This window comes from Colwellia sp. KS18-150 (assembly GCF_057551365.1).
On record NZ_BAAJMC010000008.1, the window covers coordinates 31,846 to 50,172 of the forward strand.

Below are 18,327 nucleotides of genomic sequence, written 5' to 3' on the forward strand. Positions count from 1 at the left end.
CTACTTAGCTAAAAAGTCTGCTAACTCTTTTGAGTTAAATGGTTTTCTTAACACAGGATAATCCCAACTTCTGTCTTCAATAGCAATATATCCACTAATTGAATAGACCTTAATATTAGGAAAATTATTTTTCACCATATTCACCGCTTCTTTTCCAGAAAGATCAGGCAAAATCATATCGGTAATAAAAATATCGAAATCGCTTGTTTGTTTTAACACGTACTGGAGCTCTTCTTTATTGTTTGCCATGACAACTTCAGCTCCCTTACTTTCAAGAAATAAACATACAAATTCAGCAATACTTATTTCATCGTCAAGCACTAATACCTTTTTACCTCTCATGTTAGAGCACGCTTCAATACTTTCTAGAGGCCGAAATTGCTGCTCAAGCTCTTTACATTTAAATATTAGGGTGAAGTGTGCCCCGCCCAGTTCACTGCTACCTTCAACTTGTATCTGACCGTTATGTTTATACATTGTATTATATACGTTCGCTAAGCCGATACCATTGCCCTTATTAACGGACTTAGAGCTATAGAAAGGGTCAAATATTTTAGTTAAATTTTCTTTGGCGATCCCAATACCACTATCTTTAACGTGGATCTCTAAACGGTTTGCTTGAGCTAAGTTAGCTGAAATTGAAATTTTTCCGCTTAAGCCTTTTTCTTGAATAGCGTCCTGTGCATTTAACACTAAATTGAGCAAAATATTGATAAATTCCCCTTGCGGAAATTTTATTGTGCAGTGAATTGGTGCAAAATCGAAAGTTAAATTAATCGTACTTAACAGTAATTGCTTAAATAAATATTGATTATCTGTTATATCTTGGATGGGATCGAAACTAACCACTTTTATTGTTGGTTTACGCGTAAATGCTAATAGTCGCTCGGTAACGCTTTTACCTTTATCAATGGCATTTTTAACGCGATCAATATAAGTGGATATATCTCTTTCGCCTTTAGCAAACTTTAACTCTAACATTTCAATGGCACCAAGAGCTACGCCTAGAACATTATTAATATCATGAGAAACATTACCAAAAGTATTGCCTAGTAACGCTAAACGATTAGAAATAATCTGTTGCTGCTCTTGCCGAAATTTTTCAGTTACATTTTCTACTATCCAAATATATATCCCTTCTTCTGCCTCATAGGTTACTGATAAATCGAATACAGTATTGTATTTGTCGAAGCTCACATTAGAATATTTTATTTGACCGGACTCCATGGCTTGTTTTTTATAGCCCATGTATTCAGTGATACTAAAATTGATGTAATTAAAAAGTACTGAACTGGCATTATCGTGATGTGGTGAGATATCTTGATAAACGACATTATCATTATCATCAATAAAAAAGATGGGTACCTTGATAGTTAAATTAACCATGGCTAAAAGTTTAAGCTTCTCAAATACATCCTCTTGGCGAGTGATATCTTTGATGACACCAAAGACGGCTTGCACGTTGTTTTCTACATCGAGCTCTATTTCAGCAATAATTTCCGTTTTGATTTTTTGTTTTCTTGATACATTAACCGTAGCTTTAAAATAAAAAGGCTCTGCATTGGTGATAGCTTCTTGCATCTTCTCCTTAAATATAACACTGTCATTCGCAGTTAACAGCTGAGCAATATTTTCTATGCTTGGAGTAAAATCTTGTTCGTTTACACCATGCATTTTATAAAGTTCAGTAGACCAAACCATCAGCTGATCTTTTATATCAAAACGCCAATGACCGGTTTTATTAACTTTTTCATTTAAAGCTAACCAATTAATTTGCTTTTTATATTGAGCAAACATATTTTTGCTATCGGTAATATTCTTAACCGTACCAAAGATTAGGCTAGCACGTTCATCTTTGTATTCAATTATTTTACAGACCGCATTAATCCAGATGTCTTGTCCTCTGTTGGTTGTTAATGCGCAAGATATATCGACTTTATCTATTTCTCCCTTTAGGTGCCTAATTATTTCATTGTATATCTCTGATATAGCGTTATCTGCAAAGTGCTTTATCAAAAATTCGCTAGAATCTTTATAAGCTTTGCTTTTATAGCCAAATAGCTGCATTAATTTAGCGGAATAAAATACCGTATCTTGTTCTAAATCCCATTCCCAAAATGCTTCATCAAGCCCTTCAAGTATTTCGTGAGTATGAGTTAGATTATATGAACGTGGTTTCAAAATAATTCATCCTCTTCATCTAAGTCATGGTCAATTTGATCTTGCTCTGAATTTAACGCCTGTAATTGATCTACACTGATTAAAGCACTATCAAGTAACTGAATAACTTCTAAAAAGTTAACATCATCCTGTGTATGCCTTTTCAAGGCTTCGTGTACTAAGTCTGTTAAATACTCTTCTTGTTCGATGTTTAAATCTAATACATGGAAACTTAGACCGATTTTTTGAACTATTTCATTCATCACTTCTTGTTGATGGTGTTTTGATATTTCTACCATCTTTTTCGTTGAGTTAACCGCTTGCTTAATTTGCTCTTGCACCGTGACCAAAGAATTTTTATAAGCAATAAAAGCCATGCGCGCGCCGACACACTCAATAACAGATGCTAAGGCATCAATATAAATATCAGTATCAATAGTTCCTTGTTCAAGGTTCAAAATAAATATAGAGACCTGGGGGTGATTAAAAATAGTTCTCGAGCCAAATTGATATAACCTTGGCTTTACTTTTAATAGCTCCATCACTTCTATTTCAACAGGTGAACATAAACCTTTTTGCGCGCTGTAATAAAGAGGAGAAGAATTAAGAGGATAAAATGCAATACAACCATGTAATCCCATAGCGTAAAAATAGGCGAAAACCTCATCACGAATTTGATCAAAACTATTACACTGATTAAGTTTAGAAGTAAGTTGCATGCAACTGCCATACTTAGATGCTTGCGCCATAGAGATATTGATCACATTTTCTTTGGATTTTATTTCATTTTCAAATTCATGAATTTTTTCTTGATAAGAGATCAAATGCTGCAACTTGTTATTTAATGTCAATAAAGACATTGGCTTAGCTAAAAAATCATCAACTCCGCACTCTAAGCCTTTTAATATAGCTTCTTCTGTTGCCATTCCTGAATACAATACAAATGAATTAGGAGAGTTGCTGACATTTTGTTGAGATTTAATCCAATTAGAGCCTTTATCTGTACCAATATTTTCATCAACCAATGCAATATCGAATTGAATATTTTCTTTTAGTAAGTCATCGGCAACTTTAAGGTTGTTAGCACACTTAATTTCGAAGTAATCCTCAAGACTCTCCGCTAATATTTTTAAGTATTCGATATCATCATCAATGATCAAGAGGTTGTGCTTTTTCATAACAATATTCCTTGCATATCCATGTAATTGTTTACTAAAAACTGATTAAACTAGGCTTTACAACAAAATTTCTTTGATATTAATCAGCTTTTAAATGCTTGTTATTAGTGATAAAAAATTATTACTTTAACGGTTTAATTTTCCAGCTTAATGGTTATGCCACACATAACTTGCTAAAACTAAAGTGCCATTTTCTTGGTAATCTAAAGTGTCACAAAGTTGATTAATCAACTCAATCCCTCGTCCACTTAACTTCATCGTTTCATCTTGTGAACGATTATTTTTCAATACAGCCAAAACATCAAAACCTTCTCCACTGTCTTTAATGTTTATATTCATTTTTCCGCCCTGAATAAACGGGTAGTAATTTAGCTCTAACCTTATAAAGCCGTTACTTAGGTTATCAAGGCGTTTTGATCTCTCTTTAAAGTACTGACTAAAACCTTCAGGTGAATTTTTTAATGCTGAGCTTAATTGTAGAACGCCATGATCAAGTGCATTTACATAAAGCTCAGTAAGTACGGTATACAAGCTTTGCCAATGTTCGCCTGTGCCCTCTATATCATTGATTTGATTCATCACTAACGGGATAGGATTAACGGTAGACAATAATTTATCAGTTAAACTGAATTGCCATGACCAACTAGGCGTAGATTCATAAATATTATCTTCAAAAGCTAGCGTATCAGGGATTATATTGGAATTTTGTGTCCGTGATTGCTCCCAACCAGAGCAAGGTACATCAATTAATGAGATATCATCTTCTTGAGGCATACTCTGACAAAAATCTTGTAACTTTTTTAGTACATGCTCAGCAATATCATTATTTAACATACCGACTTCAGCAGCTTGCTCAAACTGCATAACACCAAATTCCTGTCCTTGTTCATTTCGTGCTTCAATAATCCCATCAGTGATCAGAACTATTCTGTCTTTATCTTTTAAAGACACTACCGTCAGAGGCGAGTCAGGTAATAATTTAGGCAATATACCTAAAGGAGGATGTGTTGATGGAAACTGCTGTTTTATCGCAGCATTTTCATTGAAGATATAACAATCTGGTAGGCCAGCATTAAATATATATGCTGACTTCTCATGGGCGGAAATACAAACAAAACAGGCAGCAAAAAAGAGATCATTAGGGAGTAAATCATTTAACTGCCTATTCAGCTGAGCAATGATATCTATTAAAGAGAAACCTTTTTTGGTCATTGCTCTAAACGTTTCAGTAACAGGAATAGCGCCAATAGATGCCCGTAAACCATGGCCGGTAAAGTCCCCCAAAAGAACATTTACATCGCCATTGGGACATAAAGAAACGAGTTGTATATCACCGCTAAACATAGTGGCGGATTGTTTGATTAAACCAATTTTTTCAAGGCCAAAATTTCTTGATTCAATGACTTCTGACATCATTTTTTCAGCTAATTGGGCATCGTTATGCTGCTCTTGTTGTAGATTCTTTACCTGTTGATATAAGTCACTAATTCTTTGAATGGATTTTATTTTTGCTTTAAATACTTGTGGGGAAAAAGGCCTAACTAAAATGCCATCGCCCCCTGCATCAACACTTTCAATGAATGATTTGTCAGTATCCATACTGGTGATAAAAATAAGTGGGGCTAAATTATCACCAGAAAGGTTCTTAATTCTTCTTGTGGCTTCATAGCCATTCATAACTGGCATATTGATATCCATTAACACTAGGTCAGGTTGATGTTCAATATACTTTTCAACACCTTTGGCGCCATCGTTGGCCAGCTCTACATCATAGCCTTCCTCTTTTAATAAAACAGACAGCATCAAGCACTGAGTCATTGAATCATCAACAACTAATGCTAGTTTTTTATTTCTATACTGCTGCATATTACCCATGCCGTTAATGCTGGATAGTCATGAGGCGATGAAACTGTGCTATTTCTAATATTTTATTTACAGTATCATTTGGTTTACTGATAACAAGTTTACCCGTATGCATTTCTACATAATCTTTTAATAATAAAATCATCCCTAATGCTGAGCTATCCATGTAATTAGTGCTGCTCAGATCAAGCACATAGCTAATATTCTTATCCTCACATTGACTATATGAATCTCTAAACTGTTGATGTAATGAAAAATCAAACCTGTCTTCAACCTTGATAATCATTTGTTTATCTACCTCAGAAAAACTTGTACTTACAGTCATAACTCACTCCTTTGTTAATCTCTACTTATGAATATTTCTTAATTAAAATAACTCAACTTCACCCTCATCCATTGACATTTGCTTAACACTTCGAGCACTTTCACTTAATTTTGTTTGCTGATAAATATCTTGGCACTTGTCTTTTAATAACATTAATTGCTGGTGCGTAGATTCCTGTTGGTTTTCTTCAAAGCCTAATAGCACTTCACTTATTGCATAAATACTTTGCACATTCATTTGTAATGAATAAAGAGATTGTCTAGTTAAGTCTTCAAATTGTAATGAGCGAACTCCTATAGCAGCAGTCTCTTTAATTTTAGGCGCTATGATGGACAACTCTTCAATACTTTCAATCGTATGCTTATTTACATTTTCTACATGAGTCATCATGACAGACATTTTTTCTTTTGCTTCTAAAGTTGAGGTCATATCAGCGGAAGCCATTTTCTCAACCGAATGACGTAGTTTGGAAATTATCTCTTGTGCTTTATTAATTTCATTACGTATATCGCCATTTAAATCTGTCGAGTCAATCGATAGTGAACGCACTTCATTAGCTACTACAGCGAAGCCTCTACCTGCATCTCCAGCTCTTGCTGCTTCAATTGCTGCATTTAACGCAAGTAAATTGGTTTGACTTGCTAGTCCTTCTACTTGAGCCAGTAAGTTAAATATGTTGTCAAATTGTGCAACCATTTCATCGGTGAAACTCATTGTTTCAAGACTTTGTTTACTGGTATTTACAATCACTGAAACAAAGTCATCTAAAGTGCTATTAGATTGTTCAACAAACTCGGCTAAATTAGATTCAACTTCTGTCTCATCACAAGTAAAGCTCGTTGAATTTTTAATTAGGGTTTTAATCATTTCTTGCTGCTCACCGCTCAGTGAATCTAGACTCTTAAAGCTAGTCGATATACCACCTACAGCTTCTTCAACCAAACTTTTAGTACGAGTAATTTCATTCTCAATAATATCTGTTTCTTGATGCAAGAATTGCTGTAGCTCTAAAACAACTTCATGGAAAAGAGCATGATCTACTGCTAATAATTGATCATCTTCAGTAGAGGTGGATTTATTGGTACCAAGTGATTGTGATGATACATTCGAGAAAGCTTGGTAGCTCATGTAAGTAAAATAAATAAATAGTATGCCTTGAAGTACATAGGAAATAATATCAAGATCAAACCAAAACTGATTTATCAATAATAAAGCAGATATAAACGCACCGACAATCAGAAATTTATTATCAATATTCATGTACAGCCTCTTTCATACTATCTCGATCTAAACTGGCGTGATCTAGTATAGCTTTACTTATTTGATTGAGTGGTAATTCACAAGTATGGGCATTTAAAGCATGTGCTCTGCCTGGCATTCCCCAAATCAAGCTAGTATTTTTATCTTGGACGATAGTTCTTGCTCCCTGCTCTTTTAATCGAAGCATTCCATGAGCCCCATCTTGTCCCATACCGGTAAGCAATATAGCTTGTACATTGCCGGCTATCTCTGACAATGAATGAAATAACACATCGACAGCGGGTTTATGTCGGTTAACTTCTTCTGTATCACTTAAAATACAAAATAGAGAACCATTTTTTTGGTTTATCTCAAGATGTAAATTACCGGGCGCAATATAAACATGTCCAATTTTTATTTTCTGTCCATGACTCGCTTCTTGCACTTTCATCTGACACATTCCATTAAGGCGCTTGGCAAAACTAAAACTAAAATTCTTAGGGATGTGTTGTGTAATAACGATTGGTGGCGAGTTTTCAGGCATGTTGACTAATAAATTTTTAATGGCTTCTGTGCCGCCTGTTGAAGCGCCAATAGCTACTAGATGGTTATTACGGTTTACGCCTTTAAAAGGTAGGATTTTGACATCTACAGGAGTTTTCTTTTTTGCGATTGCATTGGTTAATTGATAGTTTTTTTGATCAACTTTGACTGACTGTTCAATTTTATCAATGAGTATTTCTTTAAAATTATCTTTGCTGGCTAGTAGCTCTTGCACGCTAGGTTTGGCAATAAAATCAATAGCACCAAGCTCAAGAGCCTGTAATGTTATTTCAGCACCTTTATGTGTTAGCGTTGAAAGCATAATGACAGGCATAGGGCGTAATCGCATTAAATTAGCTAAAAAGGTGATGCCATCCATTTTAGGCATTTCAATATCAAGTGTTAAAATATCAGGATTTAGTTGCTTTATTAAGTCACGAGCCACTAGTGGATCCTCAGCCTCACCAACAACTTCAATATTATCTACTGCACTCAAAGCATCTTTGATAATATTTCTTATCACTGAAGAGTCATCAATAATTAACACTTTAATCACATTCATTTAAATATATCCCTCTTTTATTTGCTGCCATAAAGCAAATACCTAAAATAACTCGATATCACCATCGACATCTTTAGTGTCGATTTTGCTACGGTAATCGGTTTCACGTTTAACGATTGTATCGTTATGCAAGTTATTAAGATGTTTAACATATGCTCGCCCTGAGAATGGTTCAAACAAAATTTTTCTCGGATAAACATCACCTAAATCCTTTTTATCAACGGTAATATTTTCTTCTTTAAGATAAGCGATGGCAAAGTCAGCATTCTTTCTTCCTACATCAGACATTTGATGAAGCATTTTTCCACCACCAAAAAGTTTGGCGCGTAAATTTGCTCTTCGACCGCCACAACGTAAAATGGTGTTAATTAAATGCTCCATCGCAAAATTCCCATAACGCGTTGCATCGCTCATTTGCTCTCTTTGTCCCCAGTTAACTTCATGTATTTCTTTTGTTGTTAACGGCAACATAAAGTGGTTCATACCTCCAATTTTTGCATGTTCATCCCAAATACAGGCTGATATACAAGAGCCTAATGTGGTAGCAATAACTACAGAGTCGGTAGTCATGTAAAATTCACCGGGTAAAATTTTAGCCACTACTTTTTCCCGTTGTTTATCCCAGTAATGATTAACATGGGTAAATTCCGGCAAGCAATTTTGTAAACAATGGTTAACTTCTAAATTTTTTGTTCTATGCACTTACAATCCCATTATCTTTGCTTAAAAAATTTTTCCTGATCACAAGCTTGGCTTTCTATAAATTGTTCGGCCGACATTTTCAAAGTGTCGTTGAAATGGCCCTAGGTTTTCACTATGACCTAACATCAACAATCCACCAGGTGCCAACAACTCATAATAACGAGCAAACAACTCTTGTTGTGTTTGTTTATCAAAATATATGATTACATTGCGGCAAAAAATGATATCGAACGGGCCTGTAATAGGCCAATCGTGTAGCAAGTTCAATTGCTTAAAGGTAATCAAATTGTTTAGCTTTTTATCTACCCTGACACTATCTGATTTCTCATTTTTACCGCGATGAAAGTAAAGCTGTTTAAAGCGTTTACTTAAACTTTCAATTCTGCGATGTTCATAAATACCAGCCTTACCTGTTGCTAAGACGTTAGAATCTATATCTGTCGCTAAAATCTTCGCATCCCACTTTAACAACTCACTACCCATTGCTTCTAATAGCGTTATGGCAATACTGTAGGGCTCTTCGCCCGTTGAACTTGCACTTGACCATATTCTTAACCGCTTTTTACCATTTACTTGAACACCTTTACTTTTCATCAACCTAGGTAGCTCTTCGTCGATTAGGTAATCAAAATGATGCTGTTCACGAAAAAAGCTCGTTAAATTTGTCGTTATAGCATTAATAAAATAATCTTTTTCTTTTGCTCCTTGAGTTTTCAGTAATTGACAATACTCACTAAATGACGCTAATTTACGCTCTCTAACGATGCGAGTTAGCCTGCGATACACCATTTCTCGCTTTTTCTCATTGAGAACAATGCCTGTACACTCATAGACAAACTGACAAATAAAATTAAAATCATCATCACAAAGGCGTACAGCATTGTTACGACTATTTGAATTCATTGCCTTTTAAAACTCTTCCCACTCTTGATCGCTTGCAGTCGGCAAACGTTTATTCGTCGGTTTTCTTGCTTGGCCTCTAGGTGCGACTATTTGTTTACTTCTAGTTTTTGGTGATTTCACTATTGGTGTAGACTCACTTTCACCATTATTGAAAAATGCTACTTGCTCTAATAACGCTTGAGATTGCTCTTCCATCGATTTACTTGAAGCTGCAGCTTCTTCAACTAAGGCGGCATTTTGTTGCGTCATTTCATCCATTTGGCTCACCGCCGCACTTACTTCACCAATACCCGCTGATTGCTCTTTACCTGCGCTATCAATATCGGTGATCATATTGCTCACTTCTTCAATAGAGGTAACTAGCTCACTAAATGTTTGCCCAGTTTCATCTACTAACTTAGTTCCTTGACCAACCGCTTCAACACTGTCGTTAATTAATCCTTTAATCTCTTTAGCTGCGCCGGCTGAGCGCTGTGCTAAGTTTCTGACTTCTGCCGCGACTACTGCAAAACCTCGACCTTGTTCACCTGCCCTTGCTGCTTCTACCGCCGCATTTAAAGCAAGTAAATTAGTTTGGAAGGCAATTTCATCAATCACACTGATAATGTCAGCAATTTTCTTACTTGATTTGTTTATGTCACTCATCGCAGTAATTGCATTTCTAACTACAGAGCCGCCATTAGTCGCTTTCTCCATAACCACTTTAGACAACTTGGTTGCTTCAGTTGAGTTTTCAGCATTTTGCTGAACAGTGCTTGTTAACTCTTCCATGGCAGAAGCCGTTTCTTCTAGGCTTGAAGCTTGAGATTCAGTGCGATGACTTAATTCATTGTTACCCTCAGCTATCTCTCTAGCAGAGTCGAAAACATTAGTTGAAGCACCACGAATTTCATCCACCATATTGCTTAAGTTATCAATAGAGCCGTTCATGGCATTTGCCAGAGCTAAAAACTCACCACTGTAATCACTGCGCATATTTTCAGTTAAATTACCATCAGATAACGCTTGCGCGACATTAATAGCGTCAGTGATAGGCGCAACAATGGCGTCCATTAAGCCATTAATATTCTCACCTAAGTCTTTCATAAAGCCTTGGTATTCGGTGGTATCAATTCGGCTATCTAAATTACCGTCAGTTGCATCGCTAATTAGCGATTCGATTTGACTTTGAGCATCTTTTTCTTCCGTTAAATCTAACCACTGAACACCGGCTCCAACGTGATTACCTTCTTCATCTTTTAAGGCTATTGCAATCAATTGAAAAGTTAAACCGGCAACAGAAATTTCTGTGTTATAGGGCATGTTCTTCGGATTACCCAATAGATTTTGTTGATGTGCAGGGTTTTTATGGAAGGTATCAAAATTTGTCCCAACAATAGAGTCAACTCTAAATGATGGCAATACTGTTTGTAACTGCGTTTCTCTGCGACGTAACATGGCAATTACAGCAGGGTTTGCATAAACAATATTTCCTTCTCTGTCTGCCATCATGACATTCGTTGTCATACCTTCAACCGCTGACGTTAACCGCCCTACTTGAATCGACTTCTCTCTCGCCTCGGTTACATCTTGCCACTCTAGTGAATTACCTATGTACTCCCCTTTAGCATCAATAATTGCTGTAACATTTAAAGTGAAGGTCAGGTGTTTTATTTGAATATCTGTTTGATACGGAAGATTATTGACATCAGCTAATAACTTACGTTGATGCGCAGGGCTTTTATGGAAACTATCTATATTAGTGCCAATAATGGTATTTTCATCTGCTTTAAACCCCGGCCAGTTTTCGGCAAATGTCGCTTCATGTTTTTTAAGTAAATCTAGCGTCGATTTATTAGCGTAAGTAATATAAAAGTCCCTATCGATCATAATATTAGCGGTGCCTGATTGATCTATTGCCCCTTGTAATTGCGCTGCTTTACTTTCTTGCTGTCTTAGTTGAGTCACATCTTGCCACTCTAATGAGTTACCAATGTATTCTCCATCAACATTGATGATAGCAGTGACATTGAGAGTAAAGGTAAGGTGTTTAACTTGAATATCCGTTTGATACGGTAGGTTATTCACATCGTCTAATAGCTTACGTTGATGTGCGGGGTTTTTATGAAAGCCATCAATATTGGTACCAATAAGTACCTCTGGATCAGCTTTAAATCCTGGCCAATTTTCTGCAAATGTCGATTCATGCTTTTTGAGAAGATCTAAAGTGGCTTTATTGGCATAGGTAATATAAAAATCCCTATCAATCATGATATTAGCAGTGCCTGATTGGTCAATGGCCCCTTGTAACCTAGCAGAAGTATTTTCTTGTGCTCTAGCTTCCGTTACATCTTTCCACTCAAGGGCATTACCAATATATTCACCCTTTTGATTTGTAATTGCGCTGACATTTAATTCAAATCTTAGGTGCTGTATTTGAATATCAGTTTTGTAAGGTAAATTATTGGGATCATCTAAAAGCTTACGCTGACGGGCTGGATTTTTATGAAAACTATCAATATTAGTACCGATAATTACATTGGGATCAGCTTTAAATCCTGGCCAGTTGACTGCAAAAGTAGCTTCATGCTCTTTTAATAAGGATATGGTTGCATCATTTGCATAAGTAATTTCAAAATCTCTATTTACCATAATAAAAGCTGTTGCTGATTGAGCAAGTGCTCCTTGAAATTGTTCAGAGATATCATTGCCGTTTGAGTTTTGATTAGTTTTCATGTCCATGGTTGATCCTTTTGCAGTATTTTCTTTTGCAGCATCGGCTGCTTCAGTCATTGTTGTGGCTACTATTTGATAAGTTGCAGTCCAAGCTTTTTTCACAGAAATAGTAAAGTCTTTTCCTAGCCCAGTGGCTAACGTTTTAATTAATGCCGCCCCAACCGTATCGTAATGTTCAGTTTCGACACCATACTGCAAGTGTTTAACACCAAGGTTTTGTAGTGCTGGAATAAGTTTGTCTGGTTTATCCAAAAGCTTTACTGCCGTATCAAGCATTGCCATCAACTTTTTACCTTGCTCCGCTATATCAGCTTTAAACAGTGGTTTTAATGACGGATCCATTTCAAATAATGTGTCATAAAATATTTCAGCTGCTTGAGGAGCAATGGGCAGGACTTTTTGCCAGCTGCTCTGCACTAAACTAACTTGTTTAGGGGTCATAGTTTTTCCTTCGCTCTAAAGGGATTAAATGCAGTAAAGTTCATCTTCACTGAGTAACGCTACGCTATCTAATAAAATAACTAACTTCTCTTCTACGCTTGCTAAACCTTTTAAAAAGCAACTATCGATATTACTGCCAAAAGCTGGCGCTTTACTGATTGCTTTATCATTAAATTTATAAACTTCTGAAACTGCATCAACCACAATACCAACAACCATAGTTCGTTCACTTGTTTGATGTTTTAAAATAATGGTGACTGTTTTTTCATTGTATTCAAGAGGCTCTTTTGAAAAACGTTGGCGTAAGTCAATGATAGGAATAATGACCCCACGTAAATTAATAACCCCTTTGATATAAGACGGTTTATTCGGTAACGTAGTTACTGAGCTCCATACTCTTATTTCCTGTACACAAAGAATATCAACTCCGTACTCTTCACCTTGTAATATAAAAGTAAGATATTCTTGCTCTATGTTACTTATATCGCTTATGTCACTCATATCCCCACCTTAACTCCGTTTGTTTCTAACCAATTTAGCCACGCTAATTAGTTACATAAAGCATGCTTTTCAACCTGTTGTAGGTTCTCAACGTTAAGAAGTGTCACGACGTTTTTTCCTACATTGATTAAACCTTCAACATATTGCGATTGAACGCTGCCACCAAATGATGGAGAGCTTTTGATTTCTGTTGCTTCAACATTAAGCACATCTGATACCGCATCAACAACAAAACCTATTGTTCGAGAGGATTCCTCCGATTGGTAAGTTAAAACAATAACAACAGTAGTTTCATGATAACTCGCTTCCCCAATATTAAATTTAAGACGTAAATCAACAATTGGGACAATAATGCCGCGCATGTTAATTACTCCTTTAATATAGCTAGGTGAATTAGGTATCTTAGTAGGTAACTCCCAACTTCTTATTTCTTCAACACATAAAATATCAACTGCATATTGTTCACTAGCGAGTAAAAAAGTTAAATATTGCTCACCACTAGTAATAAATTCGATGCCTTCTATGGCATGTTCTCCTTGAGCAGGAATGTCAGAAGCAAGATCTTGAATATTCATTAATTGTGCTCCCCAATAGGTGAGTTTTCTTGGTTTATCACTGCTTGTTGAGGGATTTGTCGTTTTGTTTGTGCTGAGGTCATAGCCATCTGAATCATGCCCGGAATATCCAATATCATTGCAACTGAGCCATCCCCCAAAATGGTTGCTCCAGATATTCCTATTACCTGTTGGTAGTTTTCATTCAAACTCTTGATGACAACCTGTTGCTGAGCAAGTAAATTATCTACCATTAGGCCTACTTTTTGCCCATCTGCTTCAACCACAACAAGCAACGCGTTACTTAACGATGTATGTTCAGTACTTAGGCCAAACAACTGATAAACGGGAAGAATAGGAACATTTTCGTCACGAAGACGGTATAACGCCATATCACCAGAAACACGATTAATAAGCTCATCATCAACCTGTAGTGATTCAACAATCGATATCAATGGGATAATGTAGGTTTCAGTTCCTACTTTAACTAATTGCCCATCAAGAATTGCAAGTGTTAAAGGCAGATTTACTTTAAAACAACTGCCTTTTTCAAAAGTAGATTGAACCTGTATTCGGCCACCTAAGGATTGGATATTACGTTTAACAACATCCATACCAACACCGCGACCTGAAATATCAGTCACCTGATCCGCAGTAGAAAATCCGGGTTCAAAAAGTAAATCAAAAACCTGACTGTCGGTTAGTGTAGCATTAGGGTCAACAATGCCCTTCTCTACAGCTTTTGCAAAAACCTTTTTACGGTTAATACCACCACCATCATCAGAAATTTCAATGACAATATTACCCCCTTGATGATAAGCATCAAGAGAGATGGTGCCTTTCTCTGGCTTACCATTAGCTAAGCGAACTTCAGCTGGCTCAATACCATGATCTACAGCGTTTCTAACAAGGTGAACTAATGGGTCACCAATTTGTTCCATAACAGTTTTGTCGAGTTCAGTTTGTTCCCCTTTGATCTCTAACTCTATTTCTTTACCTGTTTTAATCGCTAAATCATGAATTAAACGGGGAAAACGATTAAATGCGAAACTGATGGGAAGCATGCGTATACGCATAACACTTTCTTGTAGTTCTTTGGTGTTTTGTAAAAGTTGCTCAAGACCGCTAGTTAAGCGATCTATTTTGTCCATTTGAAAATCATTTCCTAGCTCGGACAACATCGACTGAGTTATAACTAGCTCACCGACTAAATTGATTAGATTGTCGACTTTATCGACTCCCACCCGAATTGAACTCACTTCGACTTTTGATTTTGCTTTGGTTTTAGGCGTTTCTTCTTTTTCAGCTGTACTAGTGTCACTTACTACCTGAGTTTCTTTATCATTACTCGATTCAAGTACTTCTGTTTCTTGTGGTTTCTCTTCATTTTTACTTTCATCAGATTCTGCTTCAGTGACTATTTCATTATTGACTTTACTAATCTCGAGTTCACATTCATCTTCAACCCACTCAAATATTTCTTGGATATCTTCGACACTTCCTTCGGTAGTTAAAGTCAAATTCCAGCTTAAGTACAATTCTTGTGGGTCTATATCGGTGAGTGCTGGTAATTCATTAGTGACAGCTTGCACATGTAAAGTGCCTAACTCAGCTAATGCTGAAAATAAAAACAAGGGATCATTGCCTGTTTTGGCTAAGTTATGTTCAGGTACAAAATGAATATCGTAAGTGGCGGTTGATGAGTCATCAAGCTGTTCGAGTGGTGCACTATCTTTTTCGCTTTCGTCGTGGTCGGCATTTAAAGCAAGGCTTTTCTCTAATCGTTTGGTTGTTTGAGCAACTTTCTCCTCATCGTAGCTTTCTTCATCACGAGCTGCTTCAATAAGCAACCTCATACAATCTACAGAGGTCAATAATATTTCAACATCTTTTGGATCTACTTCACGTCTACCATCGCGCATTTCATCAAGTAAGGTTTCAACTAAATGGGTAAACTCAGTTACTGTGTTGAAACCAAAAGTTCCTGCTCCCCCTTTAATTGAATGGGCAGCTCTGAAAATTGAATGGATAGTTTCATTATCCCCCGGCTCTAAATTAAGCAAGCTTGATTCCATTAGCTCTAAGCCTTCAAAACTTTCCTCTAAAAAGCTTGGGATAAATTGTGATAGATCTACACTCATGATGCTCCCTTAATAGTATTTATAACTAACGAACTACACGTTTGATTGTGGCTAGCAGTTTTTCTGGATTAAAAGGTTTAACTAACCAACCTGTTGCTCCAGCAGATTTACCACGCATCTTCATATCGGTTGAACTTTCCGTGGTTAACATCAAAATAGGTGTAAACTTAAAATTTGCTAGTTTTCTTAGTTCAGTACATAACGTAATTCCATCCATGTTTGGCATATTTACATCTGAGATCACTAAGTCAAAACCTTCGCCTTGTGCTTTAGTTAATCCTTCTCGTCCATCTCTAGCTTCAACTGTTTGGTATCCAGCACTTTTCAGGGTAAAGCTGACCATATCTCGAATCGAGTTAGAGTCATCAACGACTAGCACTTTTGACATGTTTTTCTCCTATTTTCTACGTAGTAGTTCTTATCTGGTTTTAATTATTGTTATTTAAGGTAGATACTGAGCCAAAATTGTATCTTTGATGCCTAACTGACTTAAGCTTTCTTGAAATACTTTAGATTTAGATTGATATTCAAGCGTTTTACCTTGCGCTGAAATATAAGTAACAACCGCAAGAATAAACTGCACGCCAATAGTATCGATACGTGTTAAATTGCTGTCATCAATAGTAAGGACTTCGTTTTCATCAATTATTGGTTGTATTTCTATTCGATACTCATCAACATGAGCTATGGTAAGTTCACTTGGTAGCTTCAGCATTTAGCCATCCTATTAGCTATATTTTCATTTTAAACAAAGTCTTAATTCACTGACTTTTAAGATCATCACTTTCTTGAATTTTAACTATATGTCAGATTCCCTCTAAATCAAGAAACTCAGTAAAAAAACACAAAAACACCCTTAAGCTATTGTTATAAATGATAATTAAATGAAGTTAATTCTAAAGATTTGCGTTTAAAACAGCAGCGATAATGGCTAGCACAGATATATCAAAGTGCAAGGGATTACAGAAAAAAATTAATCTGTTTGGTTACAAAAGGTTAATGGCTAAACAGCGGCTTTCCTGAAGTCAAAACTATTAGACGTAAAAGGCAATTCAGAGTTAAAGGAATATACAGCTTATGACTTTTGGTTATGGTGTTGATGTGTGGTTAGCGCTATAGAAAGAGCATATCACTACGAGCTTAGCTACTTAGTTATATTTAAAAAATGGGGAGCTTGTTTGTTAATGCCCTAGCTAAATTAAACATTCCAATAATGACAAAGCACGCATGCAAAGAGATTAAGTAAATCATTGTGACCATAACTGGTGTTGAAAATTGAGCCGAATAGAAAATATAAAATACTGGAGCCAGTCCTAATATGACACCGGCTAAAGCCGATAGTTGAATACAACGATATAAGTGCACTTTATTATATTTAGAGATAGAGTTTTTTTGTGGTTTAACTTGTGTCGCTCGGTGAAAATAATAAATAAGTGCGAGAAAACTAAAGACAGGTAATATCAATAGATTTGCTAAATATAATGACTGATAAATTATTGCTAGTTGTTTATCTTGAGTAGACGTCATTCTCTGATACCTTTTACCATTTGAGTTACAGCAATTTAAATAAAACGTTTTTCAGCTTCATGTCATTATAGTCGATAGATAATAATAGAATTGATTAATCAAATATTTTTCAATCCATATATTGAAAGCTTAAATCAGCTCCCTTTTTATCCATCATGATTTGATATTTTAAATCTTAGTTTCATGCCTAAATTTTATTGATCAATTAGCACATTAAATGGCCAAAAATAACTTTATCTTGGTAAATTGAGGTCTTTAACTATTAAAGTTAACTGAGTTTCGTTAACATTGGGTTAAGCAAATTTTAGAAACTATTTGAAAGGTTAACTATGCACGCAGTTTTAGAATATATCCCTTTAGTTGTATTCTTAATATTTTATAAATTTGGTGATGTTTACTGGGCTACCGGCTCTCTTATCGTTACATCTGCACTCCAAATTTTGTATTACATTATCAAAAAAGAAAAGGTTCCTACCCGCAATTGGATATTTTTTGGTTTAATCGCTGTTTTTGGTGGTTTAACGCTATTTTTTCACGATGATGCTTTTATTAAATGGAAAGTCACTATCATTAACGTTTTCTTTGCTATCGCCCTACTTGTTAGCCAATACGTGTTTAAGAAAAATATCATTAAACAGTTTTTATCTGAGTCTTTAACTTTACCCGAGCCAATCTGGTCCAAATTGAATTTAGCATGGGCAATATTTTTTGCTTTCTGTGGAGCGCTTAACTTATACGTCGCCTTCAACTTTGAATTAGATACCTGGGTTAATTTTAAAGTCTTTGGATTAACAGGGCTAACGTTAACTTTCGCTGTCGGCTCTATTTTCTCTCTTTATAAATATTTACCAAAAGATGAGGAAGAAGTAACAGAAGTACTTGAAGATAGTATTGAAATCAGTGCTAACGTGATGAGTGAATCACCAGCAGATAAAAAATAATTCTCCCTTATTAATAGTCAATAGGAAAACAA

General features: G+C 35.8%; 16 protein-coding genes. 1 reads left to right on the top strand and 15 read right to left on the bottom strand.

What is annotated here, in order from left to right; translation table 11 throughout:
- From AC27IF_RS11655 to AC27IF_RS11725, 15 genes are all read right to left on the bottom strand, one after another.
- Window positions 1-2,181 carry a hybrid sensor histidine kinase/response regulator gene (locus AC27IF_RS11655; protein WP_487054503.1) on the bottom strand — a complete coding sequence of 727 codons (2,181 nt, stop codon included), beginning with the start codon at window positions 2,179-2,181 and terminating at the stop codon, window positions 1-3.
- Window positions 2,178-3,338: a response regulator gene (locus tag AC27IF_RS11660; protein WP_487054504.1), complete on the bottom strand. Its 1,161-nt coding sequence runs from the start codon at window positions 3,336-3,338 to the stop codon at window positions 2,178-2,180. Before AC27IF_RS11660 ends, AC27IF_RS11655 begins: the two co-directional genes overlap by 4 nt.
- A 147-nt stretch (window positions 3,339-3,485) precedes the next feature.
- Window positions 3,486-5,204 (bottom strand): ATP-binding SpoIIE family protein phosphatase, encoded by a 1,719-nt coding sequence (locus AC27IF_RS11665; RefSeq protein ID WP_487054505.1) that lies wholly within the window; start codon window positions 5,202-5,204, stop codon window positions 3,486-3,488.
- Between the two features lie 13 nt (window positions 5,205-5,217).
- Window positions 5,218-5,526: an STAS domain-containing protein gene (locus AC27IF_RS11670; RefSeq protein WP_487054506.1), complete on the bottom strand. Its 309-nt coding sequence runs from the start codon at window positions 5,524-5,526 to the stop codon at window positions 5,218-5,220.
- 42 nt (window positions 5,527-5,568) lie between these two features.
- Window positions 5,569-6,786 carry a methyl-accepting chemotaxis protein gene (locus AC27IF_RS11675; RefSeq protein ID WP_487054507.1) on the bottom strand — a complete coding sequence of 406 codons (1,218 nt, stop codon included), beginning with the start codon at window positions 6,784-6,786 and terminating at the stop codon, window positions 5,569-5,571.
- Window positions 6,776-7,864 carry a protein-glutamate methylesterase/protein-glutamine glutaminase gene (locus AC27IF_RS11680; RefSeq protein ID WP_487054611.1) on the bottom strand — a complete coding sequence of 363 codons (1,089 nt, stop codon included), beginning with the start codon at window positions 7,862-7,864 and terminating at the stop codon, window positions 6,776-6,778. The genes AC27IF_RS11675 and AC27IF_RS11680 overlap by 11 nt, the downstream gene beginning before the upstream one ends.
- A gap of 48 nt (window positions 7,865-7,912) precedes the next feature.
- Complete coding sequence (gene cheD / locus AC27IF_RS11685) at window positions 7,913-8,572, bottom strand: chemoreceptor glutamine deamidase CheD (RefSeq protein WP_487054508.1); 660 nt, start codon at window positions 8,570-8,572, stop codon at window positions 7,913-7,915.
- Window positions 8,573-8,611: 39 nt separating this feature from the next.
- Window positions 8,612-9,475, bottom strand: coding sequence for a CheR family methyltransferase (locus AC27IF_RS11690; RefSeq protein WP_487054509.1), 864 nt, complete (start codon window positions 9,473-9,475; stop codon window positions 8,612-8,614).
- 6 nt (window positions 9,476-9,481) lie between these two features.
- Window positions 9,482-12,631, bottom strand: coding sequence for a methyl-accepting chemotaxis protein (locus AC27IF_RS11695; RefSeq protein ID WP_487054510.1), 3,150 nt, complete (start codon window positions 12,629-12,631; stop codon window positions 9,482-9,484).
- A 24-nt stretch (window positions 12,632-12,655) separates the two neighbouring features.
- Complete coding sequence (locus AC27IF_RS11700) at window positions 12,656-13,132, bottom strand: chemotaxis protein CheW (protein ID WP_487054511.1); 477 nt, start codon at window positions 13,130-13,132, stop codon at window positions 12,656-12,658.
- Window positions 13,133-13,179: 47 nt separating this feature from the next.
- Window positions 13,180-13,707 carry a chemotaxis protein CheW gene (locus AC27IF_RS11705; RefSeq protein WP_487054512.1) on the bottom strand — a complete coding sequence of 176 codons (528 nt, stop codon included), beginning with the start codon at window positions 13,705-13,707 and terminating at the stop codon, window positions 13,180-13,182.
- Entirely contained in the window at window positions 13,707-15,827 is a 2,121-nt protein-coding gene (locus AC27IF_RS11710; protein ID WP_487054513.1) for a chemotaxis protein CheA, read from the bottom strand. The genes AC27IF_RS11705 and AC27IF_RS11710 overlap by 1 nt, the downstream gene beginning before the upstream one ends.
- 25 nt (window positions 15,828-15,852) lie before the next feature.
- Window positions 15,853-16,215, bottom strand: a complete 363-nt coding sequence (locus AC27IF_RS11715; RefSeq protein WP_487054514.1) for a response regulator — start codon at window positions 16,213-16,215, stop codon at window positions 15,853-15,855.
- 54 nt (window positions 16,216-16,269) lie between these two features.
- Window positions 16,270-16,542 carry an STAS domain-containing protein gene (locus AC27IF_RS11720; RefSeq protein ID WP_487054515.1) on the bottom strand — a complete coding sequence of 91 codons (273 nt, stop codon included), beginning with the start codon at window positions 16,540-16,542 and terminating at the stop codon, window positions 16,270-16,272.
- 443 nt (window positions 16,543-16,985) lie between these two features.
- The gene (locus AC27IF_RS11725) at window positions 16,986-17,354 is read right to left on the bottom strand and encodes a hypothetical protein (protein ID WP_487054516.1); all 369 of its coding nucleotides are present in this window, start codon (window positions 17,352-17,354) and stop codon (window positions 16,986-16,988) included.
- Window positions 17,355-17,683: 329 nt separating this feature from the next.
- Here AC27IF_RS11725 and AC27IF_RS11730 point away from each other — a divergent pair, with 329 nt between their 5' ends.
- The gene (locus AC27IF_RS11730) at window positions 17,684-18,295 is read left to right on the top strand and encodes a septation protein A (RefSeq protein ID WP_487054517.1); all 612 of its coding nucleotides are present in this window, start codon (window positions 17,684-17,686) and stop codon (window positions 18,293-18,295) included.
- The last annotated feature ends 32 nt before the right edge of the window (window positions 18,296-18,327 follow it).